The sequence below is a fragment of the Marinobacter sp. genome, assembly GCF_041690615.1.
In the GTDB taxonomy this organism is placed as follows: Bacteria; Pseudomonadota; Gammaproteobacteria; order Pseudomonadales; family Oleiphilaceae; genus Marinobacter.
The window spans coordinates 14933-34309 of sequence record NZ_JAWLGY010000020.1; the positions used below are offsets into that span (position 1 = coordinate 14933).

Consider the following 19377-nt stretch of genomic DNA (forward strand, 5'->3'; position numbering starts at 1 on the left):
CAAATGTTAAAAGGTCCTGTTTTTGATGCGGATATCACAGTTTTACTGACGGAAGAGCCGGCTTAACTGGCCCTTCCGAGCATGCGCTCCAGAAAACCTGCCTCGCGTACCGCGGGTACAGGAAGTTGTCCCAGTGATTCCATGGCTTCCCTCCAGAAGCGGCTCGGCTGGTCCAGGCTGGCCACCTGGTCTTTTTCTTTCTGGCTGAAGGAGTTGTGGTCCCCAGCCAGGCCGGAGTCGATAATTGCTGTAGTCCAAAGGTACAGGGTGCCGCGAATGGTGCCGATAACGTCGCAGTAGGTGCTGCGGCTGACGTTGATGGCGAGTTCGGCGGTCAGGTTGATCTTCTGCTGCAGGTCCCGTAGCTGTTCGGGCGGCAGTGCGATACGGTTACCATTCCCCTTTTTGCAATGCATACAGGTTTTCTCAAGCTCGGACACGCCTTCGCGCAGGTCGAGGTGCCCGAACTGCTCCAGCTGGTGCTTGTCCACCGGTGCCGGAATCCAGCCATATTGGGGCGAGCGGGCAACGATGTGTCCGCTGACGTCATGACGATAGCCGGGCAGCTCGGTTTCAGGGGCGTACCCCTCGAATTCGCGACGCAGCCAGGAGGCCATGGAACGATGGCGGAGCATCATCGCCAGGGTAATGGCGGAGGGCATGATGTCAGTAATGGATTCACTGGCATCGTGAAGGCGTTCCTGAAGATGATCGACGGGTGCTGACATGATCGACGACTCCCATTCCGGATCAGTTGTTATCCGGGATTTTGTTGTTGTTGATGGGTAATGCCTGGTTTGTATAGCCGGGCTGGTCATTAACCAGCCGATACTATGACATTAGACCCGGATGACACCGGTGTCTGTTCCAGAAAGTAAGGGCTGGGTAACAATTTGTACAGTCGTTGATCACCCTGGATGATCCGAGTGTTGCGGGTCACTCCCTGTCACTGGCCTCGGCCGACACTATCACGCTTGCTGGCCGGGAGCCCTGGCGCCGATGCTTCTGAGCAGGCTCTCGACGTCTTCGTCCAGATACTCCGGGTCAAAACCGGCGACTTCCTTGAGGCCGTCCCGGTCCAGCAGGGAAATGCCATCCGGGCCGAGGGCAGTGAGCGATTCCTGCTTGAGCTCGTTGAGGGTTCGGTTGACGTGCACCGTACTCAGGCCCAGGGCGTCGGCCAGCAGTACCTGGGTCAGTGGCAGGTGGTTACAGTCATGAACGTCCACACACGCCTTGTCCAGCCGGTGCGCCATCTCCAGCAGGAAGTGGGCGACCTTGTCACGGGCGGAGCGACGCCCCAGGTTGGTCAGACGCTCCACCAGGATGGCCTGGTCCCGGGCAGCGATCAGGAAGAACAGGTTGCACAGCAGTCGCGATGAGGCGAACACGTCGGTCAGGCGGCGCTTGGGGAAGGGGCACAAGCTGGCGTCGGTGACCGTCAGCAGGTTGGAAGCACGCCGGCGAAAGGCAAAATCCCGCAGTCCCACGACGTCCCCTGGTACGTAAAGATCCACCACCTGACGGGAGCCGTCTTCCATGTTCCGGAGGCTGCAGGCCCAGCCGCTGCGCACGGTGTAGAAATGGTCGGCATCCATGCCCTCCTGCCAGATGAGTGTGCCCTTGGAGTAGTCCTTCGGGGTTTTTTCCAGGGAAGCGAGCAGTTCCCTGTCTTTTTCGCCTAGCTCAGCATAGTGCTCGAAGTGGCGAATGATGCAGCTGGCAGTCATGGTTACTCCTCTCACTTCCTGTTGGTCGGATTTTTTCGTGCCGGCTTCATGATTCTGTAGGCTTTGTCTTTCACTCTCTATTACGAAAGGTCCATAATTCGGTAAAGGAACATCCTCTGGTACCTGTCATAACCTATGTTATGTCGTCGCTTGTGGCAGGGTGTTAGTTTTAGTGGACCAAAATTCATGGTTTGGACAGGTTGTCTTGCCAGAAGAGTGGCGTGGTTCCAGTCGGTTCACCTGACCGACAGACATCTGCTGCTTTCAGTCTCCGGTTCAGAAGGCACCTCCGGTTTTTTGGGTCGAAAAAGGTATCTTCCGTATGCCTCATGACCGTCTTGGAGGAACGCAATGGGAATTGCTCGCAGAAAAACAGTATTTGATTCAGCCCGCTGGTTCTCGGTGGCGAGTGGCCTGAAACGCTTCCTGACGGCCATCCCCGGGCTTCAGGACGCACGTGGATTCCGCCTGGTCAGCTACTTGGTGGTGGTGGCCGCTGCTGTCGTGCCAGCCCTCGTGTGGAACAGTCTCAGTGCGCCCGGTGGTGCCGGTTCGGAGCCGTCATTGCCGGTCTATGGCCCCTTTGTACTGGTGGGCGGCATTCTGGTGCTTGAGGCTGCGCTCATTCTCTGGGTCAAGATGCTGCAATTCGGCAATGAACGGGTGCGGCGGCGTCGTGAGCGTCGGACCGCGGCTAATCCCCCCGCAGGAGAAATCACTGTAGATCCCTGGCAGCAGGACAGGGACCAGGCCTCCGGCGCCCCGGTCATCCCCCGGGTGCTGGTGGTGGATGACGACCCCATCAACCGGATGATCCTCCGCAAGCAGTTAATGCGCCTGAACATCGAGCCGGTCAGTGCCGCCGACGGCATGGAGGCACTGGGCACTGTGCAGGAAGGGCACTGGGACATGATCCTTATGGACGGTCAGATGCCAAGGCTGGATGGTCCTGAAACGGCCCATGAAATCCGCTTGCGCGAACTCCTGCCGCCGGACGTTCCTATTATCGGTATCTCCACCAATGACACCCCCGAGTTCCGCGAGCGTTGCCTCAAGGCGGGCATGCAGGCCTGTTATCACAAGCCGATCCGTCGTTTCGTGCTCGAGAAGCTGGTGGATGTCTACGTCCGGCGCCGGGTGGCCGAGTCACCGGACCACATTGTCGGCCGTGCCCTCTCTTCCGAGCCCGCCCGGTTCTGAATCCTCCTCCCTTATCGCTTCGGCCTGACCTGTCGGGAACACTGCCTCCCGGTTAAGGTTTGGTCACAAGCACCGTGTCAGCGCGCCAGTCCGCTCAGTTATAACCTGTGTTATATCTGCCTCAAAAAGCCGGTGTTACGTTTCTTTACATTCCGACGGAGGCTCCGCTGGCGCTCAGGTCCACCGGAGTTCTTCTGACATTCAGCAGGACATGTGGAGAACGCAATCATGTTACAGAGAACTGACTTTTATCCGACCCGGGACGATTTCGTACCCGATATGTTTCCGCGTCAGGAGCCGGTCATTCACAGCACCGGTCCTGCCCGCGAGATCGGTCCCCTGGGTCGGGAACAACTGGAACGGTTCGAGAGAGACGGCTTTCTGTGGATGGAGGGCTTCTTTCCGGAAACCGCCGTCTCGCCTTTCCTGGAAGAGCTGCGGGATATGGCCAGCCGCTCCGACATCACCGATCTGGAGCAGGTGGTGATGGACAGCGAGCGGAAGGAGATCCGCTCGGTGTTCGCCATGCACGAGCTGTCTGAGGCCTTTGACCGCATGACCCGGGACCCGCGGCTGCTGGATATGGTGCGGCAGATTCTGGGGTCCGAGGTCTATATTCACCAGTCCCGGATCAACAGCAAGGCTGGCTTCTGTGGCAACGGGTTCGAGTGGCACTCGGACTTCGAAACCTGGCACAGCGAGGATGGCATGCCGGGTATGAGAGCGGTGAGCGCCTCTATCATGCTCACCGAGAACAACGCCTTCAACGGTCCGCTTATGCTGATTCCCGGATCTCATCAGCAATTTGTGCCCTGCGTCGGGCGGACGCCGGATGAGAACTGGACCAGTTCACTCAAGCACCAGCAGGTAGGCCTGCCGTCGCGGGCGGATATCGAACAGCTCGCTGGTACCGATGGTATCCAGGCACCCACAGGGCCGGCTGGTTCCCTGTTGCTGTTCGAGTGCAATACGTTGCACGCATCGAACCGCAACATGTCGCCCTGGCCCCGGGCCAATCTGTTCTTTGTCTATAACAGTGTCGAAAACCGCCTGGCACAGCCGTTTGCTGGCACTCGCCCCCGGCCCTGGTACCTGGCTGAGCGAGAAAACACCCGGCCGCTGATTGACTGCCGTCCTTAACGGATTGTCACCTCCGGGGAGGGTGGCGGATGGGTTAACCTGAGTACTCACCCTGTAGCGGGCCATCCGGCTCCGGAGGATCATGATGACAGACTGGTTGCTGGCGAACCCCGACGCCGGAGACGGCGAACGAAACGGGGCGTTCTGGAAGGCACACCTGGCAGACGCAGGCATAGTCAACCCCACAGTATGCGATCTCAGGGATCAGGGGTGGGTGGCTTCCCTGACCCCCGAAGACCGCCTGCTCGCCGCCGGTGGTGACGGCTCCGTCAACGCCGCTGCAAAAATCTGCCTGGATACTGGTGCGACCCTGGCGGTGCTGCCTTCCGGTACTGCCAATGACTTCTTCCGCAACCTGGGTATCGAGGAGACGCCGGAAGCCATCTGTGAGGCCGTGGCCCGGAACCATGCCCAGTGGGTGGATGTGGCGGAATACGAAGATGGCATATTTCTGAATGTGGCCCACGTCGGGCTGGGCACAATGCCGGCACGGGACGCCAACTCCGACGAGGCCTCCAAGCAGCGTCTCGGTCAGGTCAGCTACGGCCTGTCGCTGATACGGAGGGTCTTTTCCAGGCGGGGCTTCCGCGCCACCATACACACCGATCAGGCAATGCTCACAGGGCGGTGGTTGTCGATTGCCGTCGCTAACGGTGCCTATTTTGGCGGGGGCAGCGAGATACCCCGCGCGGGCATTACCACCGGAGAACTGGCTGTCATGGCCATCCGGCCTGCGTCGATACCGAATCTCATGATGGCCTTTGTACTGACCCGCCTTCTGGGCAGGCCACCGAAAAATAACGGCACGGTGGTCGAAGTGCTCAGCCCCTGGTGTCGCATTATTACCCGCCACCTTAAAACGGTGACAGTGGATGGCGACGTGGCTGGGCAAACGCCACTCAATGCCTCCTGCAATGCCGGAAGACTGAGAGTGGTCAGCGGCGAGATCAGTAGCTCGAGTAGGCCTCAGGACGCCAGTGGGCAAACTGCCCGCTGATGGTGTCTGGTTCTGTCCCGATATCGGTTGCCCTCAGTTCCGCAGTCAGGCGATGGTCCCGCAGCTCCTGAACCAGCAGGTCAAAATTGTCTTCCAGTCTGGGACGCTGGTTGGCCCTGGGCTGATTGTCCTTGCGCAGCACGGGCCAGGTTTCGGCAAGGGCTCCGGCGACCTTCAGTAACTGCACCTCGTGGGCACCATGGTGCAGCCAGGCGGTTTCACGCAGCCGCTTCCAGTCGGTTGGTGCACGGTCGTGCAGGCGATAGATGATACCCGTGTTGGCCAGGGCATTCACCGGAACCACCAGCACCCGGGCGGTGGGTATGCGACGCTGGTCAAACAGGGAGCCGCTCCCGAACCGGGGTTTGACCGTAAGGCCAAGTTCCGGAAAAGCCAGGTTAAGGTGCTCCATCTGGGCGAGGAAGAAAGCCCCGATGCCGGGCTCGATAAACAGGTGACCGTAAAGGGGGGCCTGGTCTAGAAACCGGTTGTCGCCGGTTTCCCGATAACACTGCCGCCCCAGCATCGGAATCATCTCCCGCACAAGGATGCTGCGCAGGGCCAGGGGGTGATCCTTCAGCCGGGCGCTCAGGTCCATTGCGCAGGGCGTATGCGTTCCGGGGCCGATGCGCAGCCTCGCCAGCGAGTGACCAGTGTTGCCGTAGCGGACGGTAAAGTTATCTCCGGGGCGCAATGCCTGATTGAAATAGCGCTCATTGCACAGGTCGAAGAGTGCCCTGAGGTTATTGCAGGCGATGGGGTCGGCGCCGAATGACATGGCCGGCGTCCTCCGTATTGAGGCTGGCTTGTTCTGAGTATAGTGGAGTGTAGTTAATCTTCAGTGCAGGTGCCGTAACGGGGCGTAACGCTTTGTGACGACGGGCGTCAGTCGGGTCCCGGCCGGGGTCGCTCGGAAAGAAAGTGCCGGGGCGGGTGTCGCGGATACAGCCCCCGGGTCCCGCAGGCCCCGGGGGCTGGCGAAAGGTTTACAGGTAGGCTTTCAGTACTTCCTTGGCAATGGCGTTGCGGTGGACCTCATCAGGGCCATCTGCTGTGCGCAAATGACGGGCATATACCCACATGTCCGCCAGCGGGAAGTCCTCGGTATAGCCACCGGCGCCGTGGGCCTGGATGGCCCAGTCAATCACCCGCAGGGCCATGGCCGGCGCCGCCACCTTGATCATTGCGATCTGCTGCTTCGCCACCTTGTTGCCCACCAGGTCCATCATCTGGGCTGCCTGCAGCACCATCAGGCGAGTCTGGTCGATATCGATGCGGCAATCGGCAATGCGTTCGCGCCAGACGCCCTGGTCAGACAGGCGCTTGTGGAAGGCCTCCCGGGACACCAGCCGCTGACACATGGTCTCGAAGGCACGTTCGGCCTGTCCGATCACCCGCATGCAGTGGTGAATCCGGCCTGGCCCCAGGCGCCCCTGGGCAATCTCGAACCCGCGGCCTTCACCGAGAATCAGGTTGCTGGCCGGTACACGCACGTTCTCGAACAGGATCTCCGGGTGGCCCTTGGGGGCATGGTAGTAACCATACACCGGCATGTCGCGGACGATGGTTACCCCGGGGGTATCCTTGGGCACGATAATCATCGACTGCTGCTTGTGGCGGTCAGCATTGTCCGGGTCTGACTTGCCCATCACGATAAAGAATTTTGTTTCCTCACCACAGCCGCCGGTGATGAACCACTTGCGGCCATTGACGACGTACTCGTCACCGTCCCGCTGGATACGGGTTTCAATATTGGTGGCGTCGCTGGAGGCCACGGCGGGCTCCGTCATGGCAAAGGAGGAGCGGATCTTGCCGTCGAGCAGCGGCTGCAGCCAGGTGGCTTTCTGCTCGTCACTGCCGTAACGGGCCAGTACTTCCATATTGCCGGTATCCGGTGCGGCACAGTTGAACACCTCCGAAGACCAGAGCACCCGGCCCATGATCTCTGCCAGCGGAGCGTATTCCAGGTTGGTCAGACCGGGACCGTATTCTTCTTCCGGCAGGAACAGGTTCCACAGGCCCTGGGCCCGGGCCTTTTCCTTCAGTTCATCGACGATGGGTACCTTGGCGTAGGCCCGGCCCCGCTCGCGGTTCTCTTCTTTCTGCTGCTGGTACAGCGCTTCGTTGGGATAGATATGCTCATCCATAAAAGCCGTTAACTGCTTGCGCAGGGACTCGACCTTGTCGGAATACTGAAAATCCATAGATGCCTCCGGGCAGTGGATGTTGGTTGAGTAGGAACCACTATGAAAGCGGATCATGAATCAATCAACTGAATTGTTCTGATTGGATGGCATTAGCAATATTTATGTAGCCGGGGCCTGTGCGGTTTTCCGGGGGCCGGGGTGGCAAGGAAGGCCTTCCTTCGACCATACTGAGGTAACATCAACCCCTGAACAGATCCGAGGCGAAGCATGACTAACGAAGAACTGCAAAAGCTGAAAGAACGGTACGTGGCTGCCGGAGCCGCCAGCCCGAACGAACAGTTTGCGGATCACGCCCGCAACGCCGAACTCTGGGATGCCAATGGCAAGCGGATGATCGACTTCGCCGGCGGTATCGGTGTCCTCAATATCGGCCATCGTCACCCCAAAGTAGTGGAAGCGGTCAAGGCCCAGCTGGACAAGCTGATGCACACCTGCCAGACCGTCATGCCCTATGAAGGGTATGTCCGTGTGGCCGAGAAGCTCAGCCAGGTTGTACCGGTTCGTGGCCACGCCAAGGTCATGCTGGCCAACTCAGGCGCCGAAGCCCTGGAAAACGCCGTCAAGGTGGCCCGGGCGGCAACTGGCAAGACCAACGTGATCTGTTTTGATGGTGGTTATCATGGTCGTACCTTTATGACCATGGCCATGAATGGCAAGGTGAATCCCTACGCGACCGATTTCGGCCCCATGCCCGGCACGGTGTTCCGGGCACCGTTCCCGGTGCCCTATCACGGGGTATCCGAGGATGAGGCCATCCGCGGTCTGAAAATGGCGCTGAAGACCGACGCCAACCCGAAAGACACTGCTGCCATTGTGCTCGAGCCTGTGCTGGGTGAGGGGGGGTTCTATCCGGCCCCGGCCAGCTTCCTGAAGAAAATCCGCGAGATCTGCGACGAGCACGGCATATTGATGATCGTGGACGAAGTTCAGAGCGGGTTTGGTCGGACCGGCAAGCTGTTCGCCATTGAGCACAGCGGGGTCGAGCCGGACATCATTACCATGGCCAAGAGTATGGCCGACGGCATGCCCATCTCTGCCATCGTCGGGACCGACAAGGTCATGGATGCCTCCGGCCCCAACTCCCTGGGCGGCACCTACACCGGCAGCCCCACCGCCTGCGCCGCTGCCCTGGCAGTCATGGAAGTCTTCGAGGAAGAGGACATTCTCGGCAAGAGTCAGGCACTGGGCGAGAAACTCGGCAAGCGCTTCGCACAGTGGCAGGAGAAGTTCGGGCATGTGGACAACGTACGCAACCTGGGCGCCATGGCCGCTATCGAGCTGGTGACCGACAAGCAGAGCTGCGAACCCCGCGCCGACCTGGCGGCCAAGGTGACTGCCTACGCCAAGGAGCACGGACTGATCCTGCTCAGCTGCGGCCTCTACGGCAACACCATCCGCTTCCTGATGCCGGTGACCATCGAGGACGAGGTGCTCGAGGAAGGGCTGCAGATTGTCGAGGATGCGCTGGCTAGTCTTTGAGCTGTCTTTCTGTGAAAACAGGAAGGGGCGCCTGCGGGCGCCCCTTCTTTGCGTTTGGGCCCCGTCCCGTGCAGTGGTATAAAGAGATAACTGATCCAGACAGACTGAGTGAGACAACATGAGTGAGATTGCTGCGGACTCCGTGTTCGTCCGCGACGGAGACCTGTTTGTTCCCTCCGAACTGGGCCGTGGCCCCTGGAGCCCTGATGCGCTGCATGGCGGGGCACCTGCGGCTTTGCTGGCAGGCTATGCCGAGCAGATGGTGGGTGATCCGGACATGCTGCTGGCCCGGCTGACCCTGGAGTTGGTGCGTCCTGTACCACTGGCACCCCTGAAGGTGGCCGCCACCACGGGCAAGGGGCGTTCCGTGCGCCGGGTGGAGCTGACGCTGAGCCATGATGACGTTGTGGTGGCGCGGGCGGTCGCGCTGTTCCTGCGGGGTGAGCAACAGGATATCGAGCCGCGGCTGGACGGCCATCCGCTGGCCGGACCGGAACGCTGCCACGAGCCATTCCTGGTGCCTGGTATGGAACAGGTGACCTCTTTCCACTACACCGCCATGGACATTCGCGTGGCTCATGGCCAGACCGTGGGGCCGGGGCCTGCTGCTGCCTGGTTCCGCCTGAAGTGCCCGGTGGTGGCCGGCGAGTCAGTAACCCCGGCAATGCGGGCTGTGGCGGCGTCAGATTTCGGTAACGGCCTGAGCTGGATCCTGCCTGTCGAGGAGTACACCTTTGTCAACACGGATCTGACGGTGTACCTGACTCGCCACCCCAGAAGCGAATGGGTCGCCCTGGACAGTTGCATGACTGTGGAGCCGAACGGCATTGGCCTGGCACGCTCGGAGATTTACGACGAACAGGGGTTGATCGGGGTGGCCCAGCAGAACCTGTTTGTGCGGGCGCGGCAGGGCTGACCGGAGCCGGGCTCCCGCACCTTTCCGGACCCTGTCCAAACTGTCACCGAAACAGACGTTTCTGTCCTTGTCCGGACAGCAGGGCCATGGCATAAACGTGGCTCACTACTCTGGCGGGGCAGGCATATGCAAAGTAAAGGTGTATCAACGGTGGCTTCTGATACAGCAAAGGGATTCCGGGCCGTGCTGGTCCTGGTCGCACTGATCGCCTCGATCAGTGTCCCGTTTGCCCATGCATCTCCTCAGGCAGAGTCCATTGTCCGGCTGTCCCCCCTTGGCACCATTGCTGAACAGTCCCGGGCCATGATCCGGGCAGGAATCCGTGACGGCCTCGTGGCCACCGGGCAGGTGGATCCGCTGGTGGCGGAAACCATCGCGGGATTCGGTGCCAGTGCGTTCGACACCCGGCGTATCCGGGCCCGCCTGGTCAACGACCTGGATGCTGACCTGACTGGCGGCGAGTTACAGGCGGTGGAGGACTGGTACGGGTCCGGTCTCGGGCAGCGACTGGCGCAGTCGGAATCCGACGCCGCCCTGCCAGCTGCCTGGAAAGCCATGGCCGCAGAGGAGGCAGCGCTGCGCGAACAATATGAAGGCAGCCGCCGGCAACAGCTTTACGACCGCTATGATCGGGCGGTGGGCGCCAATGAGCGTGCCGTCGAAACAGCCATCGCCGTCCAGCTGCAGCTGGCGGAGGCACTGGCAGCGCTCAGCGAAGGAGATACCACCCAATCGGTGCAGGACCAGGTACGCGCGGGCCGGCCGATGATTGAACGTGAGATCGGCGAACAGACCTACCTGGCGTACCTGTATATGTACCGGTCGTTCTCAGACCAGGAGCTGGAAACCTACACGGATTTTCTGGAATCGCCGGCAGGGCAGGCTTTCACTGACAGTGCCAGCGAATCCATCCATGCCGCGATTATGGAGCCGGTGTCCACCGTGGGCACACAGCTGGTTCGGCTACTGGGTCCCGGGGGCGAATGAGGCTGCTGAAATCCATTCTCCGGTGGGGCGCTTTGCTGCTGGCAGCGGGCCTTCTGCTTGCTGTATTGACGGTATTCCTGTTCCGTTATGTGAATCCACCCACCACCGCGTTCATGCTGGCCTGGCAGGTCGAGAACCGTTCCGGCGTACGACATGACTGGGTGCCGCTGGAGCAAATATCACCCTGGATGCCTCTGGCGGTAATTGCCAGCGAGGACCAGCGGTTCCTGACCCATTGGGGACTGGATATAGACGCTATCGCCTCGGCGGTCACGGCCTTCCAGGAAGGGGAGGGCCTGCGGGGCGCCAGCACCATCACCCAGCAGACGGCCAAGAATCTGTTTCTCTGGAAGGGGCGCAGCTTTATACGCAAGGGGCTGGAGGCGGGCCTGGCTCTTGGACTGGAGGGACTCTGGTCCAAGCGGCGCATCATGGAGGTCTACCTGAACGTGGCCGAATTCGGGCCCGGCATCTACGGTGTGGAAGCTGCCAGTCAGGCCCATTTTGGTGTGGAGGCGGCGCAGCTGGGCCCCGAGCAGGCTGCCAGGCTGGCGGCGGTGTTGCCGAATCCCCACATCTATGACGCCTCAGCGCCTTCCGGCTACATCAGGCAGCGGGTGGCCTGGATTCGCGGGCAAATGGGGCAGTTGGGCGGGACAGAGCTGGTGCGGCCCTTCTACTGAGGTCTGTTACCCCCCGCGGGGAGGCTGGTCGTCCAGTACTTCTTTCTCGAAATGCCCCAGCACGGCGATAGTGATCAGTGCAAAGGCCGACAACAGTCCCGCCAGCGGCAGGTTACCGATGCCGCTGGCAACCCCCACAGCCCCCGCGATCCAGATGGAGGCTCCGGTGGTAATTCCCTGTACGCTGCCCCGGGCCTGGATAATGCAGCCGGCACCCAGAAAGCCGATGCCGCCAATCACCCCCTCTACGATGCGGGTGGGATCTATACGCGCGGAGGGGTCGCCGGTCGCGGTGTCGGAGAGAATATGCATACCCACCATGACGAATGCCGCTGCCCCCATGGCGACCAGCATATGGGAGCGCAGTCCTGCGGGCTTGCCTCTCAGTTCCCGTTCGAGCCCCAGCAGGAACCCTAAGCCGGTGGCGACCGACAAGCGGATCAGCATGTCCAGGAATGGCAGTTCCGATGACTCCATGTCGTTCTCCCGGTTGGCCGCACAAAAACGGCCCGACGTCCGGAGACTGTCGGGCCCGAAAAACCTGAGTCAATCATAGTCGCTCTGCGGCACGCTGCACGTTGACAGCGAAAGCGGAAGTAGCAAAGAGGTCCCTGCTCAGTGACTCTGCATTGTGCCGCAGCGATGCTGCACCTGGCGTCCTGCCGTGCAGGTCGGTGTGTCAGAACGTGTAGCGGAGGCCGACACGGGCAGTATCGAATTCGGGGCCGTCGTTGGTTACCTGGCCGTTGAAGTCATCCTCGTCGATATCCACGTTGTAGCGGTTGTATTCCGCAAACGCGGTGAGCGAGTGGGTCATCATGAAGTCGACACCAGCCCCGACAAACGGACTGACTTCGTCGTAGGTCTCGTCTTCATCAAAGGCGCTGACCTCCATGTCGGAGGCGAAGGCACCTACCTTGCCGTAGACGCCAAAGGCCTCGGTGAGGGGCAGGCGGCCCTTGGCAGACAGGGACAGGCCCTTGAGATCCGAGCGCACTTCATCATCACCGAACTTGCCAAAGTCGATATAGTCCGCCTCCAGGGCGAAGAAGGGGTTGAACTGGTAACCGGCGGATACGCCGTAAAGATCCCGATCATCGTCGAACTCCCCACCATGGGCTTTGTAGCCACCATAACTGCCGCTGATAAAGAAACCGGAATTGTCCCGCTCACCGGCGCTCTGGGCCATGGCTACCGGCGTGGCAGCTGCTGCAGCGGTAAAGAGAGTCAAACAGGCAACACTGGATTTGATGCGCATAACACAGACCTCCTGGGCCATCTGTTGAATTCGTGCTTCCGTTGCGTGTCGGTGTGCTCGACATCACATTATCCAGCGTAAATGAAAATCGGTAGCATCCAAGTTAAAACCTGAATACGCTTTGGTAATGGAGCCTTAATTTTCAACTCACTGAAATTAAGGCGTTTTAAGGCCTGGGTTTAGCGGCGGCTCATCACGTCGATGGCATCAGAAGGACGGTAATGGGTGTATAGTGACCCTGTGCGTCACAGAGGAGGCAACCGATGCCGGATCTGTTTTCTGACCTGGACAACAACCCGGAATCCCTGGGTCCGGGTACATGGCTGTTCCGTGGTTATGCCCTGGACGTGGCTACTGAGCTTCTGAGAGCCATTAGCCGTGTCGCGGAACACTCACCGTTCCGGCGCATGAAGACCCCCGGGGGGCGGCAGATGTCGGCTGCTATGACCGGTTGTGGCAACCGTAACTGGGTCACCGACCGTCAGGGCTATCGCTATAGTGAGCTGGACCCTGAGATGGGGCAGCCCTGGCCGGCGATGCCACCCCTGTTAACCCGGCTGGCAGGTGATGTAGCTGCCAGGGCTGGTTACCCGGGGTTCGAGCCGGATGTGTGTCTGATTAATTGCTATCAGCCGGGCGCACGAATGGGGCTGCACCAGGATCGGGATGAACAGGATTTTCGCTGGCCCGTGGTGTCGGTATCCCTTGGGCTGCCCGCGGTATTTCTGTGGGGTGGACTGCATCGCAGGGGTTCACCGGCGAGGCTTGTCCTCGAACACGGGGATGTACTGGTATGGGGTGGGGAGGACCGGCTCCGATACCATGGCATCGCGCCGGTCACCGATGGCCGGTGTGAGGCCACCGGCCATGTACGTTACAACCTTACCTTCCGCAGGGCGCGGTAATCAGGTGCGGCTGGTCACTTCCAGCAGGTGGTAGCCGAACTGGGTTTTAACCGGACCGATAACGGTGTTCAGTTCGCTGTTGAAAACAGCCTTGTCGAACTCCGGCACCATCTGGCCGGGGCCAAAGGATCCAAGATCACCGCCGTTGCGGCCTGACGGGCAACGGGAATGCTCTTTGGCAACGTCAGCAAAGTCCTGGCCGTTCTCGATGGCCTGCTTGAGTTCTTCGCATTTTGCTTCGGTTTCCACCAGGATGTGGCGGGCAGTAGCCTGGGTCATGTTTAGTATGCCTGTTCCGTGAATGAATCCGGAATGCTGCCCTTCCAAAACCCTTCTGGCAAGTCTTTTCGGAGATTCCTGCCGCTCGCGATACCGCTCTCAGGCGTTAGCGCGGGTACTGGCGTGTCCGCCCCGTTTATCCCGCCGCCGGCCGGTTCGGGCCGATGTGCAGGATGATCCATTGCTGGGCGTGACGAATCCAGCGGGCCACCGCCTTTGCAGTATTCCTGGCGGCCATCCGGGTATAAGCCCGGCGAAGCTCCACGGCGTTATGCAGTACGGTGGAGGGGACGGGGTTAACTCTTGCGCGATCTTGCATACGTCTTACCTCCTGGTTGCATGGGTGTATTGCCTGATCGGGGCTGTGCAGCGGAGAAGGTAGCTTCCTGTCCGTCAGCACATGGGTATTGTCCGGTTTCTTATGCGCAGTTTAAATACGTTAAACTGCATAGTTCCGTTGCAAATATGCAGTAACAAAAATCAATGACAGGACACCATCAATGGATTGGGATTACCTGAGATATGTACATGCCCTCGCCAATGGCGGGACCCTGGCCCGGGCCGGGGAGTTGCTCGGTGTGCACCAGACTACGGTACTGAGACGGCTGGACCAGATGGAGGCAGACCTGGGCACGCAGTTGTTCGAGCGTAACCGTGACGGCCTCGCCCTGACACCAGCGGGCGAGCTGACCTACCGGGAAGCGGAACGGCTGGCGGTGGATGTGGAAAACCTGGAGCGTCGGCTCGCAGGCCAGCAGACGGATCCGGAGGGGCGGGTGCGTCTGGCCACCACTGACAGCCTGCTCAGTGGACTGCTGGCGCCCCTTCTGGGCGAGCTGGTGGCGACCTACCCGGGCCTTGATATCGAAGCCATTACCAGTACCGATGTGGCGGGGCTGACCCTGAGAGATGCCGACCTGGTCTTGCGCCCCACCAACCAACCCCAGGAAACCCTGATCGGGCACCGGGTAGGCAGTATCGAGTCGGCTATCTATGGCAGCCAGGCCTATGTCGACAAGCACCCTTTCGATGAATCTGAACTGCCAGGTGACCACGTATGGGTTATACCGGATGAAAGTTTTGTGCACCTGGCGACCGGGCGCTGGTACCGGCGTCACTTGCGCCGGGCCGGTTCCACCCTGAGGTGCAACAGCCTCTATGGTATGTTCAGCCTGATTCGCAATGGCGGAGGCCTTGGTGTGTTGCCCTGTTACCTGGGTGATGCGGCACCGGAGCTGAAACGGCTTTCGGCACCCCTGGAAGGTGAGAGTATCGACCTGTGGTTGCTTGCCCACCAGGACCTCCGCAAGATGGCCAGGGTGCGGGTAGCGATGGATTTCCTCGCGCAGCGACTCAGGGACCGGCAACGGCAACTTGAAGGACAGCCCTGACGGCCACATGGTTATGGTTACCTGCCGTGGCGTCTCCGTTGTTCCGGTAGTCAGCGGAGGTCGACGGCGATACGAATTGACAGGACAGAGTGATGACACCCTTGCGCCCCTCGACCAGGTCCGTGCCCATGCCCCGCAGCGGTCCGGAGCCCGTGCCGGCTTCTCCGGAGGAGGCGGCCACCGGGTTGGCCGAATTTATTCGCAACCATCCGCGCCTCATGGTACTTACCGGTGCGGGCATCAGTACCGACTCGGGCATTCCCGATTACCGGGATGCCGCCGGCGCCTGGAAGCGCCGTCAGCCGGTTCAGCACCAGGCTTTCCTGGCCGATGAAGGATTGCGGCAGCGATACTGGGGGCGCAGCCTGGTGGGCTGGCCGGTGATACGCAACGCCACCCCGAATCCTGCCCATGGTTACCTGGCGGAACTGGAGGGCAGGGGGCACGTGGGCTTGCTGGTAACACAAAATGTGGACCGCCTGCATCAGAAAGCAGGCAGCAGGGCGGTGGTGGACCTCCATGGCCGTGCCGACGAAGTGGTCTGCCTGGAATGTGGCTACCGTTGTGAGCGCGATCAGGTCCATGACTGGTGTGCACAACTGAACCCGGATTTCCTCCGGTTCAGCGCGGACGTGGCCCCCGATGGTGATGCCGACCTGGAGGTGGACTTCAGTGGATTCCGGATCGCAGACTGCCCGGACTGCAGCGGTATTCTGAAGCCGGATGTGGTCTTCTTTGGTGACTTCGTGCCCAGGGAGCGGGTCAGCCGGGCCATGGACTACCTGCGGTCCGCGGATGCGCTACTGGTGGTGGGTTCGTCTCTCATGGTGTATTCCGGCCTGCGCTTCTGCCGTTATGGGCGGGACTGGGGCAAACCCATGGCTGCGCTGAACCTTGGGCGAACCCGGGCTGATGACATGCTGGACCTGCGCCTTAACGCACGCATTACAGAAACCCTGGAGCGCTGCCTCCGACAACTGGGTCCTGCCTGAAAGCAAAAAAAGGCCCGGCAGAAACTGCCGGGCCAAGACGACACTCTGCAAGCAGAGTGTTACCCCCAAAGGTCGCCGGACTCCGTTCCGGCTTGAGCGACCGGCTCCTGGTCGCTTTTTTTCCTAGAGGCCCCGGTCAATAACCGCCTGGGTTACCACGTCATCGATGGAGCAGATCGGGCTCTCCCGGTCGACCCATGGGTCGCCGCCGAAGTACTGCTGGAAGATCTTCTCGGCGGTACGGGTGGCCAGCGCCTGCGTGCTAAGGGTTGGGTTGGGGCCGCCCAGGGAGTTGGGCAGGGCCGAGTTGTCGGCAATGAACAGACCCTGCACCGCCCGTGCCTCGCAGTTTTCATCCAGCACAGAGTTGCGGGCGCTGTCACCCATGCGCATGGAAGACTGCAGGTGCAGCAAGACGGGGGCCCAGTCGTTGCGGACAATCTTCTTTGCACCGGCCGCCCGGAGGATTTCCGCTGCCCGGGTGGCCAGGTAGTCCCGATTACGCCGGGTGCGGCGGGAGCGACGACGCTTGTCGATATCGACCCGGGCCACCGGACCGTGGTCGTCCCGGAAGACACGTGACACATCTACCTTGTTCCGGTATTCCACGTCGTCGTCGGTCAGCACCAGGATACTCATCTGGCGGTTGATGTCAGACATCATCTCCTTGAGCTCGGTGCCATAGACGCGGCCGGCGTCACCGTCCCACGCACCCTGGCCGCCGACGCCACTGGTGTAGGCACCACGGATGCCGCTGTCGCTGTTGGTCAGGTTGTTGGCCTGTACCCCCGGAGTGTTTGCGGTGTTCTGGATGGCGCCATAACCCGGGAAGTCTGCCCGGGACGAGCAGGAGGTGCCCCTGGCGCCACCTACGTCGTGGTCGAAAATGCCGGTCACCCAGTCCAGGGCGTGGTCGGTCAGGCCCCGGCCAACCCAGCCATTGGGGTCAGGCAGGTCGCTGTTCATCCACAGTCTCGGATTCTCGATGCAGCCGCCGGCCATCACCACCACCCTGGCATCTTCCGAATGAACCTCACCGGTGTTGACGTCCCGCCACTCAACGCCCGTGGCCTTCTGCAGGCGACGGCCCCACTGGCGGTCGGAAAGGATGCGGGTCACGTAGGCATCACTGATCAGAGTGATGGCCTTGCCGCCGGACTTCCACAGATCCGCCGTCAGGGCCATGGGCATGTAACTGTTGTCGGTGGAGCGGCGGGCCTTCAGGTTTCGGGGCGCTCCCTTGGGCAGCATGCAGCCCTGGAAGCAGTGACCACACAGGGTACAGCCCCTGGCGTCGGGGTAGTTCAGCTGGGACGGGTCGCTGGTGCGCCCTGCGTTGCCACCCGGCTGCAGGATAGCGTTCTCCTGGGGGCGGAAGCCGGCGTGGGAGATGTCCTTGCCGGTAATAGGGCTCAGCCCGGCTGCCTCGGCAGCCTGGAAGAAGGCCTGCTCCTTGGTGCCCATGGCGGCCGTCTGTACCGGCAGGGTCGCCTCGGTCCATTCATAGTAACGACGCATTTCGTCATAACTGAACGGGAACTTGTGGCGATTATCGTACATGCCACGATCCTGGCCGCGATAGCCAGCGAACACGCCCGGCATGGCCCGGGGGCTGTTGCCATAATAATGCAGGGTGGTACCGCCGACGCCGGCAACCTGGGAGAAGCTGCCAGGGGTGACCAGCTCCCGGAACCAGGCCGGCTTGGCGGGATCGGCCGGGCCGAAACGCAGCTTGCCGGTGAGGGAGCTGTTCATGTGGTTTTCCAGGGCGGACCATTCCTGCTCCGGGTTGGCGTGCCGGGCCCCTGCTTCCAGTACCAGTACGTCCAGGCCGCGCTCGGCCAGTTCCTTTGCGACTACAGGGCCACCGCCACCGGCGCCAATAATGATTACATCACGCATCAGACACTCCTCCGTCCCTGGTAATAACCGATAAAGTCATCGCTGCCGATACCGCTGGGGGGCGCATCAGGAGCGTACTGGCTGAGCACCCAGCCCAATGGACGCTGGGCCACTTCGCGGGTCTCGGGGTTGAATACGGCAAACTCGCAGTAGCTGCCAAAGCCGGCAATACGCAGCATGAAGGCAACCATGGACGAGAGCACGCCCGGGGTGGCTTCCCGGTAATCCCGGTCCGGGATGTTCCAGGTGATAGCACGCTTGAGCCAGGATGATTCACTTTCCAGCTCTTCGAACACCTTTGCCTTCTGCTCCCAGCTCAGGTTGGCGAACGGTGAGGGGAACGGCCCGTCGATGCTGCCGGCAACCCTTGTGGCTGCCAGGTTGATCAGCAATGCCACCAGTACCGAGTTGGACGCCTCACCTTCCAGGTAGTCGGTGAAGGAGCTGTTGAGGTTCTCGAGGAGGTACTCGCCGTTTTCGCCCACGTCTTCTGCGGCCATTCCGGGAATATCCATGGGCTGGATGGCCAGGTAGGTTGCAACAGAGGCCAGCAGCTGGTGCATGTATTCGGTGGGCATGGGAACCAGCAGGTCGGTACCACCTGACAGATAAAGGTCCGCCCGGGTGGTGATCCCGCCGGGATAGGGTGTGCTTACCCCCTGGTATTCGGAGTAGGGGTCATCGCCCGGTACGCCAAAGGCGATCATGGCGAAGAACGTATCATCCCGCAGCCGGTCCAGGGCAGTTCGCAGCTGCTCGACGGTCCATTCGACGGGCTCCACGTTTTCCTGTGAATGGTCGCGGCCCCAACGGCCTTTTCCTCTGCCGCGTCCCCAGTGGGCAAAGGCCATGCCCGGATTCACGGCTGCGGCTGCGCCGAGTACGCCGGATCCGATCAGCAGCTGGCGCCTCCCGGAACTGATCGACGAATTCGTCGGTTTGGTTTCAGACACAAGCACCTCCCTCGCGGTTTTATTCGGAGCCACTGGCTGTGCCTGCCAGTGCATCCTGTTTTTATTGGAGAAACCCTGTTTCTCTCTGCTGCGGAAAAACAGCGTTTCTCCGGGGCCGTTTTCCGGACCGGCCAGGGTTGGTCAGTCAGGTAACGACTTGAGAAATGTTAATGCCTTATTAAGACAAAACCAGTAAATGTCTCGAAAAATAAGACACGTCTAACACTAATTATTCGCAGTTGAGACACAGTTTGCATTTGGCCTGCGCAGACCGGCAGGTGGAGCAACCCGGATTTCCGGAAACAGGGCGTCATGTCGGCCTGGTCAGTAGAAGGGGGTCTTTACGGAAATTTTACCG

The 19377-nt window shown here is 60.8% G+C and carries 20 protein-coding genes; 10 read left to right on the forward strand and 10 right to left on the reverse strand.

The annotated features are described in order from the left end of the window. Positions 1 to 62: 62 nt before the first annotated feature. The gene (locus tag ACESMZ_RS13745; protein ID WP_372972782.1) at positions 63 to 728 is read right to left on the reverse strand and encodes a hypothetical protein; all 666 of its coding nucleotides are present in this window, start codon (positions 726 to 728) and stop codon (positions 63 to 65) included. A gap of 240 nt (positions 729 to 968) precedes the next feature. Then, a complete protein-coding gene (locus ACESMZ_RS13750) occupies positions 969 to 1730 on the reverse strand; it encodes a Crp/Fnr family transcriptional regulator (protein WP_372972783.1) in 762 nt (253 codons plus the stop codon). Positions 1731 to 2081: 351 nt separating this feature from the next. Between ACESMZ_RS13750 and ACESMZ_RS13755 the strand changes: the two genes are divergently transcribed. From ACESMZ_RS13755 to ACESMZ_RS13765, 3 genes are all read left to right on the forward strand, one after another. Continuing rightward, positions 2082 to 2930: a response regulator gene (locus ACESMZ_RS13755; protein WP_372972784.1), complete on the forward strand. Its 849-nt coding sequence runs from the start codon at positions 2082 to 2084 to the stop codon at positions 2928 to 2930. A gap of 228 nt (positions 2931 to 3158) precedes the next feature. Beyond that, on the forward strand, positions 3159 to 4070 hold the full coding sequence (gene thpD, locus ACESMZ_RS13760) for an ectoine hydroxylase (protein WP_372972785.1): 912 nt from the start codon (positions 3159 to 3161) through the stop codon (positions 4068 to 4070). Positions 4071 to 4152: 82 nt separating this feature from the next. Continuing rightward, positions 4153 to 5067, forward strand: a complete 915-nt coding sequence (locus tag ACESMZ_RS13765) for a diacylglycerol/lipid kinase family protein (protein ID WP_372956671.1) — start codon at positions 4153 to 4155, stop codon at positions 5065 to 5067. Here ACESMZ_RS13765 and ACESMZ_RS13770 read toward each other — a convergent pair. Together ACESMZ_RS13770 and ACESMZ_RS13775 are read right to left on the reverse strand one after the other, a co-directional pair. Further along, positions 5018 to 5845, reverse strand: coding sequence for a hypothetical protein (locus ACESMZ_RS13770; protein ID WP_372956672.1), 828 nt, complete (start codon positions 5843 to 5845; stop codon positions 5018 to 5020). The two genes, ACESMZ_RS13765 and ACESMZ_RS13770, sit on opposite strands and share 50 nt — an antisense overlap. A gap of 208 nt (positions 5846 to 6053) precedes the next feature. After that, the gene (locus tag ACESMZ_RS13775; protein WP_372956673.1) at positions 6054 to 7271 is read right to left on the reverse strand and encodes an acyl-CoA dehydrogenase family protein; all 1218 of its coding nucleotides are present in this window, start codon (positions 7269 to 7271) and stop codon (positions 6054 to 6056) included. 210 nt (positions 7272 to 7481) lie between these two features. Between ACESMZ_RS13775 and gabT the strand changes: the two genes are divergently transcribed. From gabT to mtgA, 4 genes are all read left to right on the forward strand, one after another. Next, complete coding sequence (gene gabT, locus ACESMZ_RS13780) at positions 7482 to 8753, forward strand: 4-aminobutyrate--2-oxoglutarate transaminase (protein WP_372956674.1); 1272 nt, start codon at positions 7482 to 7484, stop codon at positions 8751 to 8753. Between the two features lie 118 nt (positions 8754 to 8871). Next, the gene (locus ACESMZ_RS13785) at positions 8872 to 9669 is read left to right on the forward strand and encodes a thioesterase family protein (RefSeq protein ID WP_372956675.1); all 798 of its coding nucleotides are present in this window, start codon (positions 8872 to 8874) and stop codon (positions 9667 to 9669) included. Positions 9670 to 9819: 150 nt separating this feature from the next. Further along, entirely contained in the window at positions 9820 to 10656 is an 837-nt protein-coding gene (locus ACESMZ_RS13790) for a DUF2059 domain-containing protein (RefSeq protein WP_372956676.1), read from the forward strand. Continuing rightward, complete coding sequence (gene mtgA / locus ACESMZ_RS13795) at positions 10653 to 11339, forward strand: monofunctional biosynthetic peptidoglycan transglycosylase (protein ID WP_372956677.1); 687 nt, start codon at positions 10653 to 10655, stop codon at positions 11337 to 11339. Before ACESMZ_RS13790 ends, mtgA begins: the two co-directional genes overlap by 4 nt. 6 nt (positions 11340 to 11345) lie before the next feature. Here mtgA and ACESMZ_RS13800 read toward each other — a convergent pair whose 3' ends face one another. After that, complete coding sequence (locus ACESMZ_RS13800) at positions 11346 to 11816, reverse strand: MgtC/SapB family protein (RefSeq protein WP_372956678.1); 471 nt, start codon at positions 11814 to 11816, stop codon at positions 11346 to 11348. Between the two features lie 202 nt (positions 11817 to 12018). Next, the gene (locus ACESMZ_RS13805) at positions 12019 to 12597 is read right to left on the reverse strand and encodes an outer membrane beta-barrel protein (RefSeq protein ID WP_372956679.1); all 579 of its coding nucleotides are present in this window, start codon (positions 12595 to 12597) and stop codon (positions 12019 to 12021) included. A 263-nt stretch (positions 12598 to 12860) separates the two neighbouring features. On the opposite strand from ACESMZ_RS13805, the gene alkB reads away from it, so the two are divergent. Next, entirely contained in the window at positions 12861 to 13502 is a 642-nt protein-coding gene (alkB, locus tag ACESMZ_RS13810; protein WP_372972786.1) for a DNA oxidative demethylase AlkB, read from the forward strand. On the opposite strand, the gene ACESMZ_RS13815 is transcribed toward alkB, so the two are convergent. Both ACESMZ_RS13815 and ACESMZ_RS13820 read right to left on the reverse strand, forming a co-directional pair. Continuing rightward, a complete protein-coding gene (locus tag ACESMZ_RS13815; protein WP_372956681.1) occupies positions 13503 to 13781 on the reverse strand; it encodes a peptidylprolyl isomerase in 279 nt (92 codons plus the stop codon). A gap of 136 nt (positions 13782 to 13917) precedes the next feature. Further along, positions 13918 to 14100, reverse strand: coding sequence for a hypothetical protein (locus tag ACESMZ_RS13820; protein ID WP_372956682.1), 183 nt, complete (start codon positions 14098 to 14100; stop codon positions 13918 to 13920). A 181-nt stretch (positions 14101 to 14281) separates the two neighbouring features. Here ACESMZ_RS13820 and ACESMZ_RS13825 point away from each other — a divergent pair, with 181 nt between their 5' ends. After that, positions 14282 to 15172: a LysR family transcriptional regulator gene (locus tag ACESMZ_RS13825; RefSeq protein WP_372956683.1), complete on the forward strand. Its 891-nt coding sequence runs from the start codon at positions 14282 to 14284 to the stop codon at positions 15170 to 15172. Between the two features lie 92 nt (positions 15173 to 15264). After that, on the forward strand, positions 15265 to 16164 hold the full coding sequence (locus ACESMZ_RS13830; RefSeq protein WP_372972787.1) for an NAD-dependent protein deacetylase: 900 nt from the start codon (positions 15265 to 15267) through the stop codon (positions 16162 to 16164). Between the two features lie 123 nt (positions 16165 to 16287). Here the strand turns inward: ACESMZ_RS13830 and ACESMZ_RS13835 are convergent, their stop codons facing one another. Further along, positions 16288 to 18066 (reverse strand): GMC family oxidoreductase N-terminal domain-containing protein, encoded by a 1779-nt coding sequence (locus ACESMZ_RS13835; protein WP_372956685.1) that lies wholly within the window; start codon positions 18064 to 18066, stop codon positions 16288 to 16290. Continuing rightward, positions 18066 to 19019 carry a hypothetical protein gene (locus ACESMZ_RS13840; protein ID WP_372956686.1) on the reverse strand — a complete coding sequence of 318 codons (954 nt, stop codon included), beginning with the start codon at positions 19017 to 19019 and terminating at the stop codon, positions 18066 to 18068. The genes ACESMZ_RS13835 and ACESMZ_RS13840 overlap by 1 nt, the downstream gene beginning before the upstream one ends. Positions 19020 to 19377 lie beyond the last annotated feature (358 nt).

Excerpts from the sequence above, each read along its gene's own strand:
- ACESMZ_RS13745 (WP_372972782.1), bottom strand. The coding sequence starts at position 728 with ATGTCAGCACCCGTCGATCATCTTCAGGAACGCCTTCACGATGCCAGT.
- ACESMZ_RS13750 (WP_372972783.1), bottom strand. The coding sequence starts at position 1,730 with ATGACTGCCAGCTGCATCATTCGCCACTTCGAGCACTATGCTGAGCTA.
- ACESMZ_RS13755 (WP_372972784.1), top strand. The coding sequence starts at position 2,082 with ATGGGAATTGCTCGCAGAAAAACAGTATTTGATTCAGCCCGCTGGTTC.
- thpD (WP_372972785.1), top strand. The coding sequence starts at position 3,159 with ATGTTACAGAGAACTGACTTTTATCCGACCCGGGACGATTTCGTACCC.
- ACESMZ_RS13765 (WP_372956671.1), top strand. The coding sequence starts at position 4,153 with ATGATGACAGACTGGTTGCTGGCGAACCCCGACGCCGGAGACGGCGAA.
- ACESMZ_RS13770 (WP_372956672.1), bottom strand. The coding sequence starts at position 5,845 with ATGTCATTCGGCGCCGACCCCATCGCCTGCAATAACCTCAGGGCACTC.
- ACESMZ_RS13775 (WP_372956673.1), bottom strand. The coding sequence starts at position 7,271 with ATGGATTTTCAGTATTCCGACAAGGTCGAGTCCCTGCGCAAGCAGTTA.
- gabT (WP_372956674.1), top strand. The coding sequence starts at position 7,482 with ATGACTAACGAAGAACTGCAAAAGCTGAAAGAACGGTACGTGGCTGCC.
- ACESMZ_RS13785 (WP_372956675.1), top strand. The coding sequence starts at position 8,872 with ATGAGTGAGATTGCTGCGGACTCCGTGTTCGTCCGCGACGGAGACCTG.
- mtgA (WP_372956677.1), top strand. The coding sequence starts at position 10,653 with ATGAGGCTGCTGAAATCCATTCTCCGGTGGGGCGCTTTGCTGCTGGCA.
- ACESMZ_RS13800 (WP_372956678.1), bottom strand. The coding sequence starts at position 11,816 with ATGGAGTCATCGGAACTGCCATTCCTGGACATGCTGATCCGCTTGTCG.
- ACESMZ_RS13805 (WP_372956679.1), bottom strand. The coding sequence starts at position 12,597 with ATGCGCATCAAATCCAGTGTTGCCTGTTTGACTCTCTTTACCGCTGCA.
- alkB (WP_372972786.1), top strand. The coding sequence starts at position 12,861 with ATGCCGGATCTGTTTTCTGACCTGGACAACAACCCGGAATCCCTGGGT.
- ACESMZ_RS13815 (WP_372956681.1), bottom strand. The coding sequence starts at position 13,781 with ATGACCCAGGCTACTGCCCGCCACATCCTGGTGGAAACCGAAGCAAAA.
- ACESMZ_RS13820 (WP_372956682.1), bottom strand. The coding sequence starts at position 14,100 with ATGCAAGATCGCGCAAGAGTTAACCCCGTCCCCTCCACCGTACTGCAT.
- ACESMZ_RS13825 (WP_372956683.1), top strand. The coding sequence starts at position 14,282 with ATGGATTGGGATTACCTGAGATATGTACATGCCCTCGCCAATGGCGGG.
- ACESMZ_RS13830 (WP_372972787.1), top strand. The coding sequence starts at position 15,265 with ATGACACCCTTGCGCCCCTCGACCAGGTCCGTGCCCATGCCCCGCAGC.
- ACESMZ_RS13835 (WP_372956685.1), bottom strand. The coding sequence starts at position 18,066 with ATGCGTGATGTAATCATTATTGGCGCCGGTGGCGGTGGCCCTGTAGTC.